Raw genomic sequence first — 22,474 nt, 5'->3', positions numbered from 1 at the left:
TTATGGAAAGTCACTTAAAAGTTAATATTAAAAATTCTGCATATTTTTTTAAACAAATCATTAACACTGTTAGGAAATATAACGGATATTAAATTAAAAACTATCTTATTTATTTAACACTTCATTAAAAATTTAAACTCAAAATGAAAATATTTGGAAAAACGAGGATCATCGTACTTATCTCGAGTATTATCCTTTTACAAAATTGCACAAAAGCAGCAGAAGGATCTAATGCAGCGCCTCCCGCTCCTGAACTTCCGGTATATACCGTGATTACCTCTCCTGCCACTGTTTATCAGGAATTTCCGACCGCTCTGGAAGGAAAAAACAATGTAGAAATCAGAGCTCAGGTGGATGGTTATTTAGATAAAATTTATGTGGAAGAAGGTGCCTATGTGAGAGCCGGGCAGCCTTTATTCAAAATAGATTCCAGAAGCTACGGCGAACAGATGAATATGGCAACAGCCAATTTGCAGGTTGCCAACGCCAACATCCAGAAAGCGAAAGTAGAAGTCGACCGGCTTCAGCCTCTTGTTGCCGCAAAAGTGGTTTCAGAAGTACAGCTGAGAACCGCAAAAGCCAACTACGCAGCCGCAGTTGCAGCTGCTTCACAAGCAAGAGCTTCTGTTGGAAGTGCAAAAATCAATGTAGGATTTACCACAATTACAGCTCCTGTAAGCGGATACATCGGAAGGATCCCCTACAAAAAAGGAAGTCTGATTTCCAGAACCGACCCTAGTCCATTGACTTTATTATCGGACATCAGTGAAATTTACGCTTACTTTTCTTTAAGCGAACTGGATTTTATTGCTTTTCAAAATAAATATCCGGGAGCTACTTTAAATGAAAAACTGAAAAACATGCCGATGGTAGATCTAATCATCGCAGACAACAGCATTTATCCTCAAAAAGGAAGAATGAGCATTGTTGACGGACAGTTTGATAAAACAACCGGAGCCATCAGTGTTCGTGCCGTATTCCCAAATTCAAACGGAGTATTGAGAACCGGAAATACCGGTAGAGTGCGCATGCCGCAGTTGTTCGACAAAACAATGGTTATTCCACAGGAATCTACTTACGAAATCCAGGATAAAACATACGTTTATGTTGTTGGAAAAGATAAAAAAGTGACGGGAAAACCGGTAACTATATCCGGAAAAACAGACAGCTATTACTTTATTTCTGAAGGACTTTCCGTAGGAGACAAAATTGTATTCACAGGAATCGGAGCCTTAAAAGATGGTGTTGCCATTCAGCCAAAAGTTATTTCCTCTGATAGCTTGCTTAAAGCAAGACCTTTATAACTGTTTAAATTTCTTTAACCACAAAAGTCACAAAAGATTTTCTCTGTTTTAAAAGTTACAATTACTAATAATTTAAAGTACACAAAAAATGAAAATCGAAGATTTTTAAAACTAATGTGTTCTTTTTTAAGCAATAATCAAAACTTAATGTGACTTATGTGTTTAACACTTTGTTCTTTTTAATAAAGAAAAGTTTAAACAACATTAAAAAATAAACTTCTTATGTTAAAACAATTTATAGAAAGACCGGTACTTTCAACGGTTATTTCCATCATACTATTATTATTGGGTGCTTTGTCGCTCTTTAATTTACCCATCGCCCTCTTTCCGGATATTGCACCGCCGAGTGTTCAGGTGACCGCTTTTTATCCGGGTGCGAATGCGGAAGTTGTGGCCCGCTCGGTAGCAACTCCTATTGAAGAAGCCGTGAACGGAGTGGAAAACATGACTTACATGACTTCGAACTCAAGTAACGACGGTACGATGACGCTAAGCGTATTTTTCAAACAGGGATCTGATCCGGATAATGCTGCCGTAAACGTTCAGAACCGGGTGTCAAAAGCCATGAGCCAGCTTCCTCAGGAGGTGGTACAGGCCGGAATTTCCACACAGAAAGTTCAGAATAGTATGATCATGTTCATGGGATTAACGAGTAATGACCCTAAGCAATATGATGAACTTTTCTTACAGAATTATTTGAAAATCAACATCATTCCACAGATTCAGCGTATTCCGGGAGTTGCCCAGGCGCAGGTTTTCGGAACGAGAGATTACTCCATGAGACTCTGGCTGAAGCCAGACCGATTGGCAGCCAACGGACTTTCGCCTCAGGAAGTTCTGAATGCAGTAAAAGATCACAATTTGGAAGCTGCTCCGGGACGTTTGGGACAGGGAAGCAAGGAAACTTATGAATATATTTTAAAGTATAAAGGTAAATTAAACAAAAACGAAGACTACGAAAACATAGCCATCAAAGCCAACAGCGACGGTTCTTTCCTGAGACTGAAAGATGTGGCAAGAGTAGAATTCGGTTCGTACACGTATACCGCAGCCAACAGAGTTGACGGTAAGCCGGTTTCAGGTTTTGCGATTATGCAGACCGCTGGATCTAATGCCAATGAAATCTTAACTGAAATTGAAAAACAGGTTGACCAGTTTAAAACGACTCTTCCAAAAGGCGTTGAGCCCATCATCATGTACAATTCCAAAGACTTTTTGGACGCTTCTATTCATCAAGTTGTTGAGACGTTGGTCATTGCCTTTATTCTGGTATTTATAGTAGTGTATATTTTCCTTCAGGATTTCAGGTCGACCTTAATTCCGGCGATTGCCGTTCCGGTAGCGATTATCGGTACATTCTTTTTCCTGCAATTATTCGGATTCAGTATCAATATGTTGACCTTATTCGCTCTGGTACTCGCGATCGGTATTGTGGTGGATGACGCCATCGTGGTAGTGGAAGCCGTCCATTCCAAAATGGAACACACAGGAATGCCTGTGGAACATGCAACAATGAGTTCAATGAATGAAATTTCCGGTGCTATCATTTCCATAACACTGGTGATGTGTGCCGTATTTATTCCGGTTGGTTTCATGCAGGGTCCTGCGGGAGTTTTCTACAGACAGTTTGCCTTTACACTGGCTATTGCGATCATGATTTCTGCGGTGAATGCCTTAACCTTAAGTCCGGCTTTATGCGCGATGTTCCTAAATGATCCTCAGGGTGATCATGGAGAACACGGTAAAAAAACAGGTTTCGGAGCAAGATTCTTTAACGCATTTAATGTAAGCTTTAATAATTTAACCAAAAAATACATTTACAGCCTTAAATTTTTAATTAAAAACAAATGGGTGGCCGTAGGTGGATTGGCACTGATTACCGCTGCAAGTATTTTCTTAATTAAAAAAGCACCATCCGGATTTATTCCTACAGAAGACCAGGGATTTATTTTATATGCCGTAAATACTCCTCCGGGAAGTTCATTAGACAGGACGCACAGAGCAACTGAGCAGATTGACCAGATCATCAACGGTGAAAAAGCTAAAAATCACCTTTGGGTTGCAGACGGACTGAACTTCATCAGCAATGCCAATGCATCTCCTTATTCTGCAGGTTTTATTAAATTAAAAGATCACGACCAGCGTGGCGAAATAACAGATCCTGATCAGATTGCTGCAGGATTAACAGGGAAAGTTTCCCAGGTTAAAGATGCCAATGCATTTTTCTTCAACTTCCCTACCGTTCAGGGATTTGGTAACGTTTCCGGTTTTGAGTTTATGCTTCAGGATAAAACCAACGGTTCTCTGGAAAATTTAGGGACAACTACACAGGCTTTCATCGGGGAATTGATGAAACGTCCGGAAATCGCATTCGCTTTCACAACCTATGCAGCCGGAAACCCGCAATTTACGATCGAGGTTGATAATGATAAAGCCAATCAGCTTGGTGTTTCCATCACAGAATTGATGCAGACGATGCAGATTTATTATGGAAGCAGCTTTGTTTCAGATTTCAACAGGTTCGGAAAATATTACCGGGTAATGGCTCAGGCTGATATTCCTTACAGAACGGACGCGAATTCTTTAGAAGGAATTTATGTTAAAAATAAATCCGGAGAAATGGTTCCTGTGAAAACATTAGTGACTTTAAAAAGAGCTTTCGGCCCTGAAACGGTGACAAGAAACAACCTTTTCAATGCAGTAACGATCAACGGAACTCCAAAACCGGGTTACAGTACCGGAGATGCTATTAAAGCAGTTGAAGAAGTGGCAGAAAAATCGCTTCCGAGAGGTTTCGGTTACGAATGGACAGGGATTACCCGTGAAGAGATTAAAACCGGCGGACAGACTGCATTCATCTTTATGCTAAGTATTTTGTTTGTGTATTTCCTTTTAGCAGCTCAATATGAAAGCTACATTCTTCCGTTTGCCGTTATTTTAACGATTCCGACGGGGATTTTCGGGGTATTTGCTTTCACCGGACTGGCTGGAATTGATAATAACATTTATGTTCAGGTTGGTTTGATTATGCTGGTCGGATTATTAGCGAAAAATGCCATTCTGATTGTAGAATTTGCGGTACAGAGAAGAAATGCGGGGAGATCCTTACTGGAGTCTGCATTACAAGCGTCAAGACTGCGTTTAAGACCGATCTTAATGACCTCATTTGCATTCATCGTCGGAATGTTGCCGCTTGTATTCACGCAGGGAGCTTCTGCAAAAGGAAATCATTCAATTGGATTCAGTACCGTTGGCGGAATGTTGACAGGGGTTGTATTCGGGATTTTCATTATTCCGGTGATGTTTGTGATCTTCCAGTATTTACATGAAAAAATGCCAAGCAGAAAAAAGAAAAGACTTCAGAGACAGAAACTGGAAGCGGAACTTTTAGCTGCTGCACATTAATAATATGCTTAACAAAGCTTTGAGAAAAATTAGACTAAGATTTTAAACGCAAAGATTTAATTATTAACACCAAATATTTTAAAGAGCAAAGGAAGCGACAAGTCGCTGATGAAGCTAAGATTAAAGTACGCTTATTCAAATCAATTTTAAATTGATTAAACTTTGCTCACACAAATATTCCACATTAAATATTTCTTTGCGTTGAAAAAATTTAAAAAAGGTATAATAAAATAATTTCTGAAACAATTTCTCAAAGTTTTGTAATCCATTAAAAATTTAAACCTTTATGAAAAGAATAAAAAATATCATCATTGCTTTCGGGCTGGCTCTGGGTTCGGTGTCCTGCGTGTCGAAACTGGCATATACGGAACCAGAACTTGATCTTCCCGAAACGTTCAAATATACCGCAACTGCCGATACAGCAAGCGTTGCCAATTTAGAATGGAGACAGTTTTTCAATGACCCGATGCTGCAGACTCTGATTGAAAAAGGAATTAAAAACAACTACGATCTGCAGATTGCTCTAAAACAGGTGGCCTCTTCCCAGGAAAAGCTCAAACAGGCAAAATACCTGCAGTATCCCGATGTAGGTTTCGGAGTTGCTGCGCAGATTTCCAGGCCTTCAAAAAACAGCATGAACGGACAAAGCCTTAATTTATTTTTAGGACAAAGTCATGTTGAAGACTACAACGCGGCCTTCAATTTATCCTGGGAAGCAGATATTTGGGGAAAAATTAAAAACCAGCAGGAGGTTTCCAGAATGCAGTACCTGCAGACTTATGAAGCGACAAAAGCGATTCAGACACAAGTGGTTGCAGCCATTGCACAGGGATATTATAATTTATTGATGCTTGATAAACAATTGCAGATTGCAAAAGCTAATTTAGAATTGAGCAGTAACACCCTTTCTCTCACGGAAAAGCTGTGGCAAAGCGGTGACACGACTTCACTGGGAGTTCAGCAGGCAACAGCACAAAAGCAATCCACAGAACTGCTGATCACTCAACTGGAACAAAATATTGCGATTCAGGAAAATGCCCTGAGTATTTTGGTGGGTGAAAACCCGGGAAAAATCAGCAGAACGATTGAAATGTCTGAAACCTCCCTGCCGCAGGAAATTTCTGCAGGGCTTCCGGCAGCAATGGTAAGCCGTCGTCCGGATGTCCGTCAGCAGGAGCTGGTTTTATTGGAATCAAATTCAATCGTCGGGATTGCTCAGGCGAATATGTATCCTTCTTTAAAAATTACCGCCAACGGAGGGGTAAATTCCTTTAAAATTGATAACTGGTTCCAGATTCCGGCTTCATTGTTCGGTTCTGTATTAGGAGGAATTACCCAGCCTATTTTCCAGAAAAGACAGTTGAAAACGGATTTGAATGTTGCTAAAATTCAGCGAGAAAAAAATGTACTGGCGTTTCGTCAATCTGTTTTGAATGCGGTAGGTGAAGTTTCAGATGCTTTGGTTTCTAATGAAAGTCTGAAGGTTCAGGAACAAAAGGCAGCCGAACAGGCAGCAACGTTAAAAAACGGAATTAAAAGTGCCGAAATGCTCTACAAAGGCGGTATGGCAAACTATTTAGAAGTGATAACCGCTCAGGGAAATTCTCTGCAGGCAGAGCTGAATTTAGCGTCCGTAAAAAGACAACGATTAAGCAGCATTGTAGACTTGTACCGGGCGTTAGGTGGCGGTTGGAAGTAGTAAATTTAAATTATATTGTTAATGGAATGCGGTCTTTCGGGGCTGCATTTTTTGTTTTTAAATTAAAAAACACTCACGCTGTCATTCTGAACGGAACAACGTGAAGTGAAGAATCTATAAAATATTTATGGAGATTCTTCCTTCGTCAGAATGACAATCAGCAAATCTTTACATTAAAATATTCCAAAAATCTTTGCAGATCTGCGAAATCTGTGGGAAATAAAAAAGTTACTTCAAAGTCTGTTGACCAATATATCCAATCAATCCATTAAAATCCTCCTGCGAATATCCCAACGGTAAATAATGAATATCATCCGCTTTCCGGTACCAGGTCAGTTGGCGTTTGGCGTATCTCCTGCTGTTCTTCTTAATTTCGGAAACGGCAAAATCAAGATCCCATTCTCCATCAAAATATTTGAATAATTCAGCATAACCAACTGTATTTAAAGCTGTCAGATGTTTAAATTTTTCTAAACTTTTTGCTTCTTCCAATAAACCTTTCTCCATCATGATATCCACTCTCCTGTTAATTCGGTCGTACAATTCTTCTCTCGGCGATTCAATTCCGATTCGGATCGTATTAAAATCTCTGGAATCCTGTGAAACCGCAATTAATTCAGAATATTTTTTTCCGGTCTGCCAGATCACGTCAATAGCGCGCAAAAGCCTTCTGTGATTGTGAATATCTACGACTGAAAAATATTCAGGATCGAGTTCTTTGAGCATATCCTGAAGCTTTTCAATTCCTTCATTTTCGAAAATCTCCTGTAATTCCTTCTGATGTTCTTCATCAGCTTCCGGCAGATCATTCAGACCTTCGATTACCGCTTTTTCATACATCATGCTTCCGCCAACCAAAATGACAACATCATGATTTTCAAAAAGTTCATTGAGTTTTTTTAATGCATCTTCTTCATATTGCCCGATCGAATAATATTCTTCCACAGAAAGATTACCGATGAAATGATGTGGAGCTTCCGCCAGCTCTTCTTCAGAAGGCGACGCGGTTCCGATTTTCATTTCTTTAAAAAACTGGCGGGAATCGCAGGAAACAATTTCTGTATCGAAATGTTTGGCCAGATCAATAGCCAACCTTGTTTTTCCAATACCGGTAGGTCCTACAACAGAAATTAAGTTTTTCTTTTTCACGCCGCTAATTTACGAAAATGGGTGAATTGTATTTTATCGCAAAACACACAAAAGAAAATCGTGAAAATATTTAGTTTGGCAAAAGTTCACAAGCAGAATAAAAATTTGCAAACTTTTGAATATTTAAAGTACACTAAAAATCTTTTGCTCCTTTTGCGGTTAAAACGGAATATAGTTAATACATACGCTTAAATGTTTATCTTTGTACAACAATAAAAAACTATGATTTTATCAATGACCGGCTTCGGTAGAGCCGAAGATGTTTTTGAAGGAAAAAAGATTACCATAGATATTAAGTCACTGAACAGCAAAAGCTTTGATTTGAATATTAAAATTCCTTTACGGTATAAAGAAAAAGAATTCGAGATCAGAAAAATTCTCAACGACAGGATTATCCGTGGCAAAGTAGACTGCTATATCAATCTTGAGAATCTTGAGGAATCTACAGATGTGAAAATTAATAAAAATTTAATTGAATCCTACATCAGCGAGCTTCGTAATATCGCTTCAGACGGCCCCGACTTCGAATACCTGAAAATGGCGGTGCGACTGCCGGATGCCATTACTTCAAGACCGGATGAACTTTCGGAAGGAGAATGGGAAGCTTTGGCTAAAATTGTACATGCTGCCGTTAACCGTTTCGAAGAGTTTAGAAAGACGGAAGGTAAGATCCTGCATGAAGAACTTGAGAGAAACCTGGTGAATATTGAAAAAAGCCTTTCTGAGGTGATTCCTTTTGAGGAAGAGCGAATCACTGCCGTAAAAGAGCGTTATCAAAAATCTTTAAAGGAGTTTGAAAACGTAGATGAAACGCGTTTCTACCAGGAAATGGCATATTTTACGGAAAAACTTGATATTTCTGAAGAGAAAGTAAGGCTTTCGCAGCACCTTAAATATTATAAAGAAGTGATGGATAATGAAGATTTCAACGGAAAAAAACTGGGATTTATTTCTCAGGAAATTGGCCGTGAAATCAATACTTTAGGATCAAAAGCCAACCATGCCCAGATCCAGAAGCTGGTAGTAATGATGAAAGATGATTTAGAAAAAATTAAAGAACAAACGTTAAACGTATTATAATTAGTTGATTGTTTTTAGTTGATGGTTGTTGGATTTCTGCGCCATCAACGAACAACCATTAACCACAACAATATGAATAAAGTTATCATATTTTCGGCACCTTCGGGAAGCGGGAAAACAACATTGGTAAAACATTCGCTGGAAGTATTTAGCGAACTTCAGTTCTCAATTTCCTGCACAACAAGGCAGCCTAGAGGAAGTGAAGTTCATGCCGTAGATTATCACTTCTTAACCCCTGATGAATTCAGGCAAAAAATTACGGAAGATGCCTTCGTGGAATTTGAAGAGGTGTACACCGATAAATATTACGGAACCTTAAAATCCGAAGTGGAAAAAATATGGAATCAGGGGAAAGTGGTGATTTTTGACGTCGATGTAAAAGGCGGAATTTCCCTTAAAAAATATTTCGGTGAACAGGCCCTCTCGATTTTCATTGAACCACCTTCCATTGAAGAACTGGAACGCAGATTGATCACCAGAAACACGGATGATGCAGAAACCATCAGGACCCGTGTTGCAAAAGCGGAGGAAGAAATGTCTTATGCAAAAGATTTTGACAAAATTGTGATCAATAAAGATCTTGACGAAGCAAAAAGTGAAATAGAAAGTTTAATAAAAAATTTTATTGGAAGTTAAAAGGCTGGTGATAGAAGCGGGAAGACTGATATAAACGTCAAATTCTCATTCACACATCTGATTTTTTAATTCTGATTTAAAACATAGAGGTAAATATGAGTACCGAAACATTAGAAAAAGCCAAATCCGCAATTCCGGTAAGAGGATTTCTGGATATCAAAGATATAGCAATTCCTCAGGGAGAAGAGCTTGTAAAAGCCGTTCTTGCATTGAAAGAAGAGAAAAATGCGGTGATTTTGGCGCATTATTACCAGCCAGGTGAAATTCAGGATATTGCTGATTTCCTGGGCGATTCGCTTCAGTTGGCAAGACAGGCAAAAGATACTGATGCAGATATGATCGTATTCTGTGGGGTGCATTTTATGGCAGAAGCAGCGAAAATCCTTAACCCAACGAAAAAAGTAGTCCTTCCGGATACGATGGCGGGCTGTTCTTTAGCTGACGGATGTTCGGGAGAAGGCTTGAGAAAAATGCGCGAGCAGCATCCGAATGCATTAATCGCAACCTATATCAACTGTAATGCGGAAACAAAAGCTGAAAGCGACATTATTGTCACCAGTTCCAATGCGGAAACGGTCATAGAAGCGCTACCAAAAGACCGTCCGATTATTTTCGCCCCGGATAAAAACCTGGGACGATATTTATCCCAGAAAACAGGTCGCGACATGATCCTTTGGGACGGAAGCTGCATCGTACATGAAGCGTTCTCTATGGAAAGAATTGCCCAGCAGCTGGCTGATCATCCTGATGCCAAACTTATTGCCCATCCGGAAAGTGAAGAAGCCGTTTTAAAACTGGCTCATTTTATCGGCTCTACTTCTGCCCTGCTTAATTATGTGGAAAAAGAAGACTGCCAGAAATTCATCATTGCTACAGAAGAAGGAATTCTTCATGAAATGAAAAAACGTGCACCTCATAAAGAACTGATTCCGGCATTGGTTTTCGATGAAACCTGCAATTGTTCAGAATGTTTTTACATGAAACGAAACACAATGGAAAAACTCTATTTGTGCATGAAATACGAGCTTCCGGAAATCATCATTGATGAAGAGTTGAGATTGAAAGCATTAAAACCCATTGAAGCGATGCTTGATCTTTCTAAAAGCATAAAATAAATTAAAAATGCCCCAAAATTAACTTTAGGGCATTTTTTATTATTCCGTTCGTTACTTAAAGATCATTTGGACCAGGAACATAACATTCTGAATTGATAAGGACACAGTTTCTGCAAAACTCGGAAAGTGCCCAATATTCATCACAGGTAAGAGTAGAACTGGCAGGGCATTCATTACAATTCTTAGGACCTGCACCACCGTTAATCTGTTCTAAGATTCTTCTGTTTAATTTTTTTAAATTTTTCATAATAAATTGATTTGGTTAATTTTATAAATTTAATATTATTTCTGATACCTCCTAACCAACTTGGAAATAATTAACAAAAATATTTGCTATCCAAAATGTGCGGGCGATCAAAGTTGGAAATCCTTTACTATAAATTGGGATTAAAGTTTTAAATATTAAAAAAAAGATAAAAAAGTATCGGGATACACTATAATTCTGAAGAATTAAAACGATTTTTGCCTAAAATTAAGGGAATGAGTAAAATATATCTTGAAGACGTAAAAATCTATGCCTATCATGGTGTTTTACCTGAGGAAAATATCATTGGGACCTACTATATTCTGAATGCGGAAATCCATACTGATCTGTGGAAGGCAGCAGAATCGGATGATCTTAATGATACCATCAGCTATGCAGATATTAACGAAATTATTCATAATGAAATGAAGATAAAATCTAAGCTGCTGGAACATGTAGCAGGGCGAATCATTTCAAAAATTCACGAAAAATTTCCGGAAATCTCATACATAAGGCTGAAAATTACGAAGACCGCTCCGCCGATGAAAGGTGAAATGAAAGGAGCAAGCATCGAACTGGAAAAAAGTTTTAAGCCCGATCATTAAAATTCATTATTTTAGTTAACAAATCATTGCAACTTGAAATTCATTAAGATATTTTTCCTATTGACTTTTATCGGTATCTACGGACAGACGAACACCGTTAGTGAAACTCCTGTTTACAATTTTCCAAAAGTAAAATCCAGCATTACGATGCCGGTAACCATCCCTCTTTCTGAGATCAGCAACATGATCAATGCTTCTGTAAAAGACCTTATTTATCAGGATGATTCTTATACCGACAATAACAACGATCAGTTTAAAGTAAAAGTATGGAAAACGCGCCCTATACGGCTCGTTGGCGGCACCAATCAAAATATACTGATTGAGGTACCTTTAAAAATTTGGGCAGAAAAAGGAATCGGAACTCTTGGACTGTACACGTATCAAAGTACGACTTTTGAAACAGTGATGTCTTTCAACACATCAATCAGCGTAAAGAATAACTGGACTATTCTTACCCAAACGCGTACCAATGGATTCAGATGGGTAACAAAACCTGTCCTTGATTTTGGAAAAATACAGATTCCTATTACCTCACTGGTAGAAAAAAGCCTGGTAGAACAGCAGAAGAAATTCTGTACCACCATTGATCAGCAAATGGCCACTCAGCTGAATTTCCAGAATTATGCAGTAATGGCGTGGAATGTTTTTGCCAATCCTTTTCAGATTTCTGAAGAGTATAATACCTGGCTTAAGATTACACCGATCAGCGTTCATATTACACCGTTACAGTTTTACGGCAACCAGATCAATACCAATCTGGGAATAGATATCTACTCCGAAACCTATACCGGTAATAAACCTGAATCTTCTGAACCTGTAAAATCGGCTTCCGACTTCGGGTTTGTTTCTTCACTGGCAGATCAGTTTCTGCTTCAGACTACCGCTAATGTTCCTTTTACGGAAGCGACCGCCATTGCACGGAATATGTTCCTGAATAAAGAATATGATATACGAGGTTCTTCGGTAAAAATTAAAGACATTAAAGTGTATGGTGAAGACAACCGCGTCATGATTGAGGCCGAAACCGAAGGATATGTCAACGGAACCGCATTTATTTCAGGGATTCCTGTATATGATGAGCTCAAGAAGAAAATCGTGCTTTCCGATACCAAATTTAAACTGAAAACTTCAAATATATTACAGAAAACGGCAACCCTTCTTTTCCGCGGAAGAATTGTAAAAATGATTGAGGAAGAATACGGCATTCCCACGCAGGATCTTGAGAACAGCTCAAAGAAGAGTATAGAAGAAGCCTTTAACAAAGAATACTATAAAGGACTGAAAATGTCCGGAACAGTATTCACCTTACAGCCGGGCAGCATCCTGATGAATCCGTCAGGAATTACTGCCGTGATCGATACCAAAGCAACTTTAAAACTTATATTAAACGGAATTTAAAACTAATACCAACATGAGAAAATACTTACGTGTAGTTGATAATAACAGGGCTACAAAATGGCAAAGGTTTGCAGAATACATTCTGGACAGAATATTTATACAGATTATTTTTTACGGTGCCCTATTTATCTTTGGGATATTAAATGCCATGATTTTTAATGAAAATATAGATGAAACTTTTGAAGAAGATGATGCAGGACTAGGGTTTATTTTTGTACTCATTTATCTTACCTACATATTTGCCTATTACTGCCTTATGGAATACTATTTGGGAAGAACACTCGCAAAATATATTACCGGAACAAAAGTAATTAGTATAGATGGTAAGAAGCCAACCTTCATGCAAATTCTGGGACGGACATTTTCAAGAGTGGTGCCTTTTGATGCCCTATCTTTTCTGGGCGAAAACGGATGGCACGACAGCTGGAGTGAAACCCGCGTGATTAATATTAAAAATTATGAGACTGAAACCCAGATGAAAAGCGAGATCGAAAGCCTGGGCACAAAAGAAATCGCTTGAAAAATTTTTGTTGAATCAGATATTTTGTTATATTTGCACACCTAAAAATGGTAAAGACATGGTACTTTGGCCGAGCGGCTAGGCAGTGGTCTGCAACACCATCTACAGCGGTTCGAATCCGCTAGGTACCTCAAACCTCTCTAATCTCAGAGAGGTTTTTTGTTTTCCATATATCCGAGATCTCAATGAAACATTAAAAAGTTCCCATAAAAAATCCCCGGACTTAGCCGGGGACTAAAAACTAATAACCATGAAAAACTCAAATTGATGAGCTATATTTAATCATTTAAAACCTTCTTTTATAGCAGATAAATTTGCTTTGTAATTATATACGAGGAATTGATGAATACGGTTTTTTCTAAATAGAAAAAAAATTAAACAACAATAGCTCCCTCTTCAGGAGCTATTATGATTTTTAATGATAACCTAATATTAACGTATAATCTTTTCTACATTAGCTTTTGCACTGTTGAAAGCTTCTTCTGCTTCTTCATACAATATATTGACTGATATTTCAAAGCCGCTTGCCATAAAAAAAGTAACATTCCCATCCATATTAAAACTAAGGAAACCAATATGATTCACGTTGATCACCAACGGCTTTCCCAATACCTTCGCTCCTTCAATAGAGTTCGGCTTCTTTACATTGATAATGTTGGATGCTTTTACGTATATTAAGCCTTCTGCTGTTGTTTTAATTATATAAGACACGTAAATAATTTTATGTAAAGATACGCATTTTAAAGAAAGCAAAAAATCCCCAGCCACGGCGGAGGATTAAATGAAAAAATTAATATTTAAGTGATGGTGTTTTCTTTAAAAATATTCTCAGATCACTCCGAGAATATTGTAAGTTCCTCTAAAAGATTTTTTAATAGTTGCGGTTAACTATTCAAGTATTATGCCAGGAATAATGAAAAATTTAAAATTATAATATAATCTGATTCACGATTAATTTTACAATAAAATAAGAAAAGCCCCTGAATAAACAGGGGCTAAAAAACTAATAACCATGAAAACTCAATTAAACATGAGAATCAGTGCAAATGTATAGATAATTTTTATTAAAAATGATGATTATAATCTATTAATTATTTTTTATGCGTTTAATTTTTTTTTTACATTTGTAAAAACCTAATGCCATGACATTCCCGAACGCCTTAAAACACAAAAAACTAATTCTTAAGAATTCAAGTGCTTTTACCAAAACTCTGTATGACTATGTTATCATACCTGCTATAGAAGAAGAGGGTAAAAAATATCTTGATGATTTCAAACAATCTCCATTGTCATTTACAGACGAAAGCTGTAAGCCTTACAGCAGCAATTCCCGTTTTAAAATATATCTGTACTGCAAAAGTCATACTTAAACGCCTGTGTTGACCAGGATGATATAGAGACCGTTGCGGCAGTTAATAAAAAATCCCCGTATTGCTACGAGGATAAAAACTAATAACCATGAAAACTCAAATTAAACATGAGTGACTGCAAATTTAAGAAATGTCTTACTTATAAAAAGTCTTTTACCCAATTTATTTTAGCAATTAACAAATTTTATCAAATATTTAAAAAAGCTTTATGATTTTAACTTATTATTAAAAGCTCTTAAAACAAGGACTTAGACCTCATCAGACAGCGTAAAGACGGCAATAAAAAATTAAACAATCATTTAATAAATGTTAAAATTAAACATAAAAAAAGCTCTCATTTCTGAGAGCTTTGATCATTTATAACATTTTATTCCTTGATGAATTTCTTTTGGGCAGTACCCTTGGCGTCATCAATATCAATTACATATACACCATTGATGAGTGTATGTACATCAATCTTATTATTCAGGATAATTCCTGTAGAAACTATTTGCCCTGTAGAATTATAGATTTTATAGTTTGCCCTGCTGCTGATGTTTTTCACATTCAGAACTGTTTTTACAGGGTTTGGATAAATCAGAATTTCGTCCTGATTTACCGGATTCGGAACTATAGGTTTCGAAATTCTTACAGTATAGTCTTCCACTTCACCATTCGGAACCGTTGTACAGTTTACAGGAATACCGTCTTTCTGAAGTGCTACCCTCATTACAACATATTTAAAGTCTGTAAGGCTGATAAATGCATCTACAGGCACAGAGAATGTACCGCTTACGGTTTGCTCGCTATTCGGTCCTGAAACGAAAACCCTTTCATTAATATCAAAATATCCGTTTCTGTTAAAATCGATCCATACAGCTACTCCTGCGTTGGTATTTCCTGAGATTTTTTTCTCAATGGTCAGTTTATTATCAGAAGATCCCTGGATCAATTCGATGAATTTGGCAGTTACTCCTGTATAATCACTGTAGTTTGATGCTACCGACTGATTGATCATTTCAGGTTTGCCGTTTGGTGTTACCGTTACTTTTGAAATATATTCAGAAGATGAAGTGGTAGCCGCCATCTGGCAATACACTATTGTTGGTGTCGTGAATAAGTAAGGCAACGTATAGTTTCCTGCCGTTCCGCTACAGATATTCGCTACCTGCATTTCATACTGAGTCAGCTCAAGAAGACCTGTCAAAGTAATGGTGTTGGTGTTGGAAGTAACCGTCGTCCAGCTCGGAATCCCTACTTTTCTATATTTCAGTATATACGTCGCGCCAGGGAAAGGTTCCCAGGTAACCTGAGCCGTAGTAGTCGTAAGATTGGTAATCGTTAATCCCGGAGGAGCAACTTGACACGTTCTTAATGTAGTGAATACTTTAGGATTAGACCATGGATTCAGTGTACTTTCATTATCACACATATTGGCAATCTGTACTTCATAAGAAGTATATACATTCAATCCTGTAAGAGGGAATGTATTGGCAGGAGCTGCAGGCAAAGGAATGTTTGCACTCCAGCCACCGTTTCCGCTTCCTACGATTCTGTATCTGATGAAATAATGTGAACTTGCTGCCAACGGAGACCATGTAACCAATGCCGAAGTTGTAGTAATATTACTGATCGTTACATTCGGAGGTGTAGGATCACATCTCGTAGTGAATGTATTGTTGGAAGGTGTACCCTGATTACCGTTACAAACTGCAATTACCTGTACTTCATATAATGTTGCAGATAAAAGGTTCGTTAATGTCGTTGTATTGGTAGGCTGCGGATAAGGAGCTGCTGCAACACTTGTCGATTGCCATGGCGCACCCGCTCCCTGTGGTCTGTAATTGATGATATAACTTGCACCACCGGTATCCTGCGGCCACGTTAATACAATTGAATTATGGGTTGGGGTTCCTAACGTTACAACCGGAGTTGCCGTGCTGCATACCCGTATATTAATATTATCAATTGCTACAGGAGGCTGATTTCCTCCCGATGAGTCGTTTCTCCATTCAAACACAAGACGCATTGTCGTTCCTGCAAAACTTGAAATATTCTGAGCCGGGTTAAGAACAGTCTGCCATGTCGTCTGCTGATTGTAATTCCCTCCTACTTGTATTCTTCCTGTTCCGGCAGTGATCTGCGTTCCCGAGGTTGGCATAAATGTAGCCGGTACCAGCCACACTCTCAGATAATCCCAGCTTGACTCCCCGTCTGCTTTCCAGTCGAAAGAGAAGGTAGCGGTAGTAGTACCGGTAGGAATCGTAATATCTCTGTACGCATGAACCACACTTGATGATCCTGTATTATAAGCATTGGTAGTTCCGTTGGTATTGGAAATATACAGTGAGTTCCCTGTATTTCCTGTTGCAGAACCATACACCCATTTATTAACCTGAGTTCCGTTGGTGTACCCCATATCACTTCCGCTGGTAAACTGCTGTATGTAAGGTAAGTTAGCCGGAATCTGTGTTGTGGTAAAACTTGGTCCAGCTACCCAGAAACTTCTATCCGACCCTGCACATACCGAACGTACCCAGAAAAAATAGGTTGTATTCGGCGTAAGAGGAGACAGCGTTGCGGTAGTTGTAGCAGAAGTTGAAGTTGGTGCAGTCGCTGCTACAGGAGGCACATTCGTTGTAGTAAGACAAATCTGATATCCTCCTACAGGAGCCGGTGACGGCGCTGTCCAGCTTATTGATGCTGTATTGGAGCCTACACTTGTTACCTGTACGTTTACCGGAACTTTACATGTAGGAATACTTAAATTGATATTGTCTATAGCAATAGGAGGCTGCGTTCCCCCTGAAGAGTCGTTTCTCCATTCAAAAACAAGACGCATAACACCTCCGGCAAATGAGCTAAGGTTTAGTCCTGTGTTGAAATAATTTTGCCATGTTGTCTGTTGGTTCATATTTCCGCCAACCTGAATTCTTCCCCCTCCTGCAGTGATTTGAGTTCCTACAGTAGGTGTGAAGCTTGCAGGTACCATCCATACTCTTAGATAATCCCAGCTAGATTCACCATCTCCTTTCCAGTCGAACATTAATGTAGCATCCGTTGTTCCGGCAGGAACAATGATATCTCTGAATGCATGTACAACACTTGAAGAACCTGTGTTATAAGCATTCGTTGTTCCATTGGTATTGGAAATATATAATGAGTTGGCCGGATTTCCGGTTGCAGAACCGTAAACCCATTTGTTAACCTGAGTTCCGTTGGAAAGCTGAAGGTCGTTTGCCGTAGAGAAATTCTGCGTGTAAGGAATTGTAGCCGGTACCTGAGTGGTAGAGAAGGAAGGTCCTGCTACCCATACACTTTTATCACTGGCGCTGCAAACAGAACGTACCCACCAGTAGTAGGTCGTAGAAGTAGTTAATCCGCCCGGACTTACTGAAGTTCCGGTGTTGGCAACTCCTATTGTAGCAGGAGTAGGTGCTGTATTCGTTGTACTTAGGTAATATTCGTATCCTAATCCCGGAGCAGGTGCAGGAGCATTCCAGGTTAAAGTAGCAGTAGTAGTTCCTACCGTAGGAACAGCCATACCAGACGGCATAATACAGGTAGGTATGCTGATATTAATATTATCAACTGCGATCGGCGGCTGAGTTCCAAAAATACCATCGTTTCTCCATTCAAACACAAGTCTCATATTTGTGCCCGAATAACTCGCGATATTCAGACTGGGCGAGCTGAATGTCTGCCATGTAGACTGCTGGTTAAACTCTCCTACCTGAAACCTTCCGGTTCCGGCGGTAATCTGAGTACCTACAGTAGGTGTAAATGTGGCAGGAACCAACCATACTCTCAGGTAGTCCCAACCTGACTCCCCTTCGCCTTTCCAGTCAAATGAAAAGTTGGCAATAGAAGATCCTGCAGGTATTGCAATATCCCTGTAAGCATGTACCACACTCGACGAGCTGGTATTGTAGTTGTTAGCAGTCCCATTATTATCTGAGATGTAAATAGAATTGCCTGGATTTCCGGTAACAGCACCATAAAACCACTTATTTGTAGCCGTCCCGTTGAGGAGGGTAAAATCGTTAGCGGTATTAAAGTCTTGTGAATACGGTAATGTGGCAGGTGTTTGTCCGTAGACATCCGGTATGGCGCCTAAATTTAACAAACACAGAAGAAGTACTATAAAAGTAGAAATTTTCTTCATAAGTTATCATTTAATATTATTCATTGCAAATCTAATTCGTTTTTTGATAATATAAAGCATAACGCAGAATGTTTTTTGTAAAAATCTGTGTAATCAATAGAGAATTTATCAAAAATAATTATTTTACTTTAAAGCTAACGCTCTATTCAAACTTTTATTATAATTAAAGTAGAATTATAATCCGTATTGTAAGGAATGACTCAGATAAAAAAAGGTCTCCACAATGAAGACCTTAAAAACACAAATGATGAAAAAAAATTTTTATCGAATCAATTAATTTAATTCTTCAGTAAAATTAAATAGGCATTTGCCTACATTTTATGACTGAAATCACATTTCAATACATTTATAATTGTCGAAAAATTACAAAACTGTCGACATCATATAAAAGCAAAACTCCTCAAGGGTCGTGAGGAGTTTTTAAAAAGGGTATATGGGGTCTAAAAAAGTGTCTTATCTTGCAGAATCAGCTCTTGTTCCTGAAGAACTCTGAGTTCCTCGGTTAGATCCTGTATTCTGGTTAGGACTGGCGGTTCCGCTTCCTTGGTTCATTGCACTGTCTCTTACACTTGCCGTAGTATCCATCGACGTTCCGGTCGTTGTATTGTCAGCAGACATAGTTCCTGTAGTAGCAGAATCACTCATTGAGTTGTTTTCATTCTGCGTCTGTTCCTTCTTGCAGCTTACAGCAAAAAGACTTGCTCCTAGCATTAATAGCATTATTTTTTTCATATGATAATTTTTGGTGTATGATGTTGAGCCAAAATTATACACAAAAGACGAACAATAATATGAGTGAGATCATATTATCATGAATTATTTAAAATTCTTACATTTTTTCGCATATACTGTAAACAGTTATTCTTCCCACACAATAGGAATATATACCGTAATATAACCGTCATCATCCACCTGATCTTCAGAAACAACACCTGTCACTGAGCCATATCCTACCCAGCCGCCCTGTCCCTGCATGGCTGTAAAAGTGTACGTTCCGGCAGGAATTCCTTCATAGTATTTAGGCAAAGACTGGAAGCCTCCCCCTGCGTAGGTTTCAAAAGATTCGCCTGTAACGGTATTGGTGGCAACAAAACTTCCGACATCATAGTTTCCGGATAGCGTTTTGGTTCCGTTCTGCGATACCAGTCCGTAACGGATTGTATAGGTCTGGCTTTTAGAAACTTCTTTTTTTTCTGCAGGAACTTTGGTATCCTGTATCATTAAATCGTCGTTCGATGAGCATCCTGTAATTACCGCCATCAATATTGGCAGAAGGAGCAGTTTACATGTTGTGGTTTTCATATTAATATAATTTGGTAATGGTAAAATTAACTATTTTATATTAATTCAACACCAAGAGAAAATTAATTAAAAGTTACATCAGTTATGCCTTTATTAATGCAGCTTTTGTAATTATTTTAAAATATCTTTAATAATTTTTCTAAAATTTTAACATTACTTAACTGAATATTGGCGCCATAATTGAAAATACCATATTATCATGCTGGTCTTTGGACCCTATTAAAATTTGAATTATGAAAAGTATAGTGTTAACAGGATTATTATCAGTTTTTGTACTGACAGCCTGTAAAAAAGACGATCAGGTAGCCGAAAAATCTCTGGAACAGCAAAAAATGGAATTCCAGATGAGACAGCTGGAAATAGAAAAGCAGAAATTGGCTATTGAAAAGGAGAAGATAGCATATGAAGCTCAGAAAAAATCTGACAGTATTGCTGAAGTTCAGCAGGCTAAAACGGCTGCAGCGAATTCAAAACCTCAGGTAATTAAAGAAACGCATACCGTATACAGAGACAGACCGAGCTCTAGTTCAAGCAACGGCACTTCTGCCAACAGCGGAACCACCGCCTCTCAGGGTACTACCCAGAAAAAAGGGATGAGCGAGGCTGCCAAAGGTACTATCATTGGAGCTGTCGGCGGGGCTGCACTGGGAGCAATTGTTAATAAGAAAAGTCCGGGTGCAGGTGCTGCCATTGGTGGTGTAATCGGTGGTGCTACAGGATATACATTAGGTAGAGCACAGGACAGAAAAAGCGGAAGAGTACAGCCACGTTAATTAATTATTTTTCACGATAACTTAGAAAAGATTGCTTATTTTTAAGCAATCTTTTCGTATGATGACGATTCTTCTTTCTGCTGTTATTCTGATTCCGGTTCTGATGGGTTGGGGGAAGATAACTCATACAGTATTAAGACCCTGTATAAGCGGAATTGCCGGAAAAATATTGTCAGGAATATTAGGCATCAGCATTATTTTTACTGTTCTGGCATTTTTTCAGCCATTGAATATCTATATAGAAATCCCTGTATTATTAACAGGTCTTTTATTTTTTTTTAAAGATGATTCATATAAAGAATTTGGTTGTTTTTCTAAAGATTTTGGGATCATCATTATTATTTTAGTGATTGTCGTATTCGGCGCATCTTTTTATCCTTTTATTTTAGATCATTACGGCTATTACATCCCAACAATAAAATGGCTTACCGAGTTGGGAATTGTAAAAGGCATTTCAAATCTTGATCTTACATTAGGACAAATGTCTGTATGGCATATATTTCAGGCAGGATTTTCCAATCTTGCAGACCCTTTTTTGAGAATGAATGCAATACTGCTGATCATTTATACATTATATATTGTCGAAAAAAAAAGTTGGATACAATTGGCGTTTATTCCAATCTTGTTATTATTTTCACAGTCGCCCAGTCCGGATCTGCCGGTGATTGTTTTTTCATTAATCATTTTAAATGAAATTATAAAGAAAACCGCACCAGCTCCTTTCCTATTTTGCTTATCGGTTTTTGTTTTTACCATTAAGCCCACCATGATCTGGCTTCCGGTCCTCAGCCTTTTGTATTCCGTTTTTATTATAAGATCAAATTTAAAAAAACTGATTCCGGGAATTGCTGTTGCTTTCCTTTTCTTTATCAAGAATATATATACTTTTGGTTACCCAATTTTCCCCGTTTCAATACTGGATTTTGGTATATTCTGGAAACCGAATCCTGAAGTTTTAAAAATATCTTCCCGGTTTGCCATCCAGAAAACATATGACATGCAATATTCATTTGAGGAAATTCAAAAATTTTCATCATTTGATTATATTAAAAACTGGCTCTTGCTCAGAGGGATCAAGTCAAAAATCAACATTCTTTTTATAATAAGCCTGGCGGCATTTACTATTTTCACCCTATATAAAAAGAACAGAATTATTACTTTGATCTGTATTTCACTTATTATTAAAAGCATTCTGGTTCTGCTCTTTTCAGCCCAGTACAGATTTTTCACGGATGTATTTTTCGCAATATTCTTTATCCTGTTTATGGATTATTTCAACAAAAAAAAATCAATGGTCATATTTTCTGTTTTAAGCATTGCCGTTATTAGTTTTCTTTCTGTGCCAACTTTACTCCAGACTTATATTCCAAGCTTCCGGCCGGGAAGTTTCATGGGGAAATTTGAAATGAAGCAATTATACAAGCCGTCCGAATATCATTATAATAAATTTCAATCTTACAAAATCGGAAATTTACAGTTCAATGTCTCTAAAAAATATCCGTTCAGTTTTGATACTCCGCTTCCTGCAATTTCAGAAAGTTACCTGTATGATGATGTAAAAGCCGGAATTTTCCCCCAGCTTATCGACGAAAAAAACATAAAGAAAGGATTCGTCTGGAAAACATTAAATGAGCATGAGAAAAAAAACGCCGGAAGCATCATCAGTTCTATCAACAATTCGTATAAACAGAAGTAATCCCGGATCATTTTTATCTGAAGAAAAAGCTGTA

At 38.1% G+C, this 22,474-nt stretch carries 18 protein-coding genes and 1 tRNA gene; 13 read left to right on the top strand and 6 right to left on the bottom strand.

What is annotated here, in order from left to right; all coding sequences use genetic code 11:
- Positions 1-143 precede the first annotated feature (143 nt).
- From ACYT6F_RS09030 to ACYT6F_RS09020, 3 genes are all read left to right on the top strand, one after another.
- Positions 144-1,304, top strand: coding sequence for an efflux RND transporter periplasmic adaptor subunit (locus ACYT6F_RS09030; protein WP_472600857.1), 1,161 nt, complete (start codon positions 144-146; stop codon positions 1,302-1,304).
- A 222-nt stretch (positions 1,305-1,526) separates the two neighbouring features.
- Positions 1,527-4,709, top strand: a complete 3,183-nt coding sequence (locus ACYT6F_RS09025) for an efflux RND transporter permease subunit (RefSeq protein WP_472600856.1) — start codon at positions 1,527-1,529, stop codon at positions 4,707-4,709.
- A 286-nt stretch (positions 4,710-4,995) separates the two neighbouring features.
- Positions 4,996-6,408: an efflux transporter outer membrane subunit gene (locus ACYT6F_RS09020; RefSeq protein WP_472600855.1), complete on the top strand. Its 1,413-nt coding sequence runs from the start codon at positions 4,996-4,998 to the stop codon at positions 6,406-6,408.
- A gap of 228 nt (positions 6,409-6,636) precedes the next feature.
- Here ACYT6F_RS09020 and miaA read toward each other — a convergent pair whose 3' ends face one another.
- Positions 6,637-7,557 (bottom strand): tRNA (adenosine(37)-N6)-dimethylallyltransferase MiaA, encoded by a 921-nt coding sequence (miaA, locus tag ACYT6F_RS09015; protein WP_472600854.1) that lies wholly within the window; start codon positions 7,555-7,557, stop codon positions 6,637-6,639.
- Positions 7,558-7,779: 222 nt separating this feature from the next.
- On the opposite strand from miaA, the gene ACYT6F_RS09010 reads away from it, so the two are divergent.
- The 3 genes from ACYT6F_RS09010 (at position 7,780) to nadA (ending at position 10,388) form a co-directional block, all read left to right on the top strand.
- A complete protein-coding gene (locus tag ACYT6F_RS09010) occupies positions 7,780-8,637 on the top strand; it encodes a YicC/YloC family endoribonuclease (RefSeq protein ID WP_472600853.1) in 858 nt (285 codons plus the stop codon).
- Positions 8,638-8,709: 72 nt separating this feature from the next.
- The gene (gene gmk, locus ACYT6F_RS09005) at positions 8,710-9,273 is read left to right on the top strand and encodes a guanylate kinase (RefSeq protein ID WP_472600852.1); all 564 of its coding nucleotides are present in this window, start codon (positions 8,710-8,712) and stop codon (positions 9,271-9,273) included.
- A gap of 95 nt (positions 9,274-9,368) precedes the next feature.
- Positions 9,369-10,388, top strand: coding sequence for a quinolinate synthase NadA (gene nadA, locus ACYT6F_RS09000; RefSeq protein ID WP_472600851.1), 1,020 nt, complete (start codon positions 9,369-9,371; stop codon positions 10,386-10,388).
- Between the two features lie 55 nt (positions 10,389-10,443).
- Here nadA and ACYT6F_RS08995 read toward each other — a convergent pair whose 3' ends face one another.
- Complete coding sequence (locus ACYT6F_RS08995) at positions 10,444-10,635, bottom strand: hypothetical protein (protein ID WP_472600850.1); 192 nt, start codon at positions 10,633-10,635, stop codon at positions 10,444-10,446.
- A gap of 233 nt (positions 10,636-10,868) precedes the next feature.
- Here ACYT6F_RS08995 and folB point away from each other — a divergent pair, with 233 nt between their 5' ends.
- The 4 genes from folB (at position 10,869) to ACYT6F_RS08975 (ending at position 13,286) form a co-directional block, all read left to right on the top strand.
- On the top strand, positions 10,869-11,237 hold the full coding sequence (gene folB, locus ACYT6F_RS08990) for a dihydroneopterin aldolase (RefSeq protein WP_472600849.1): 369 nt from the start codon (positions 10,869-10,871) through the stop codon (positions 11,235-11,237).
- Between the two features lie 33 nt (positions 11,238-11,270).
- Positions 11,271-12,635 (top strand): DUF4403 family protein, encoded by a 1,365-nt coding sequence (locus ACYT6F_RS08985; protein ID WP_472600848.1) that lies wholly within the window; start codon positions 11,271-11,273, stop codon positions 12,633-12,635.
- A 13-nt stretch (positions 12,636-12,648) separates the two neighbouring features.
- A complete protein-coding gene (locus ACYT6F_RS08980) occupies positions 12,649-13,155 on the top strand; it encodes an RDD family protein (RefSeq protein ID WP_472600847.1) in 507 nt (168 codons plus the stop codon).
- 60 nt (positions 13,156-13,215) lie between these two features.
- Positions 13,216-13,286, top strand: a tRNA-Cys gene (locus ACYT6F_RS08975).
- Between the two features lie 301 nt (positions 13,287-13,587).
- Here the strand turns inward: ACYT6F_RS08975 and ACYT6F_RS08970 are convergent.
- On the bottom strand, positions 13,588-13,866 hold the full coding sequence (locus ACYT6F_RS08970; protein ID WP_472600846.1) for a hypothetical protein: 279 nt from the start codon (positions 13,864-13,866) through the stop codon (positions 13,588-13,590).
- Between the two features lie 431 nt (positions 13,867-14,297).
- On the opposite strand from ACYT6F_RS08970, the gene ACYT6F_RS08965 reads away from it, so the two are divergent.
- Positions 14,298-14,525: a hypothetical protein gene (locus ACYT6F_RS08965; protein ID WP_472600845.1), complete on the top strand. Its 228-nt coding sequence runs from the start codon at positions 14,298-14,300 to the stop codon at positions 14,523-14,525.
- Positions 14,526-14,892: 367 nt separating this feature from the next.
- Here ACYT6F_RS08965 and ACYT6F_RS08960 read toward each other — a convergent pair whose 3' ends face one another.
- The 3 genes from ACYT6F_RS08960 to ACYT6F_RS08950 form a co-directional block, all read right to left on the bottom strand.
- Entirely contained in the window at positions 14,893-18,669 is a 3,777-nt protein-coding gene (locus ACYT6F_RS08960) for a fibronectin type III domain-containing protein (protein ID WP_472600844.1), read from the bottom strand.
- Between the two features lie 453 nt (positions 18,670-19,122).
- Positions 19,123-19,401 (bottom strand): hypothetical protein, encoded by a 279-nt coding sequence (locus ACYT6F_RS08955; protein WP_472600843.1) that lies wholly within the window; start codon positions 19,399-19,401, stop codon positions 19,123-19,125.
- Positions 19,402-19,527: 126 nt separating this feature from the next.
- On the bottom strand, positions 19,528-19,971 hold the full coding sequence (locus ACYT6F_RS08950; protein ID WP_472600842.1) for a hypothetical protein: 444 nt from the start codon (positions 19,969-19,971) through the stop codon (positions 19,528-19,530).
- 233 nt (positions 19,972-20,204) lie between these two features.
- On the opposite strand from ACYT6F_RS08950, the gene ACYT6F_RS08945 reads away from it, so the two are divergent.
- Positions 20,205-20,744, top strand: a complete 540-nt coding sequence (locus ACYT6F_RS08945) for a YMGG-like glycine zipper-containing protein (protein ID WP_472600841.1) — start codon at positions 20,205-20,207, stop codon at positions 20,742-20,744.
- 58 nt (positions 20,745-20,802) lie between these two features.
- Positions 20,803-22,440, top strand: a complete 1,638-nt coding sequence (locus ACYT6F_RS08940; protein ID WP_472600840.1) for an LIC_10190 family membrane protein — start codon at positions 20,803-20,805, stop codon at positions 22,438-22,440.
- Positions 22,441-22,474 lie beyond the last annotated feature (34 nt).

The sequence above is a fragment of the Chryseobacterium sp. NG-CE01 genome, from assembly GCF_055695505.1.
Note: the sequence above shows the minus strand (reverse complement) of the source record. Positions and strands in the feature narration are given on the sequence as shown.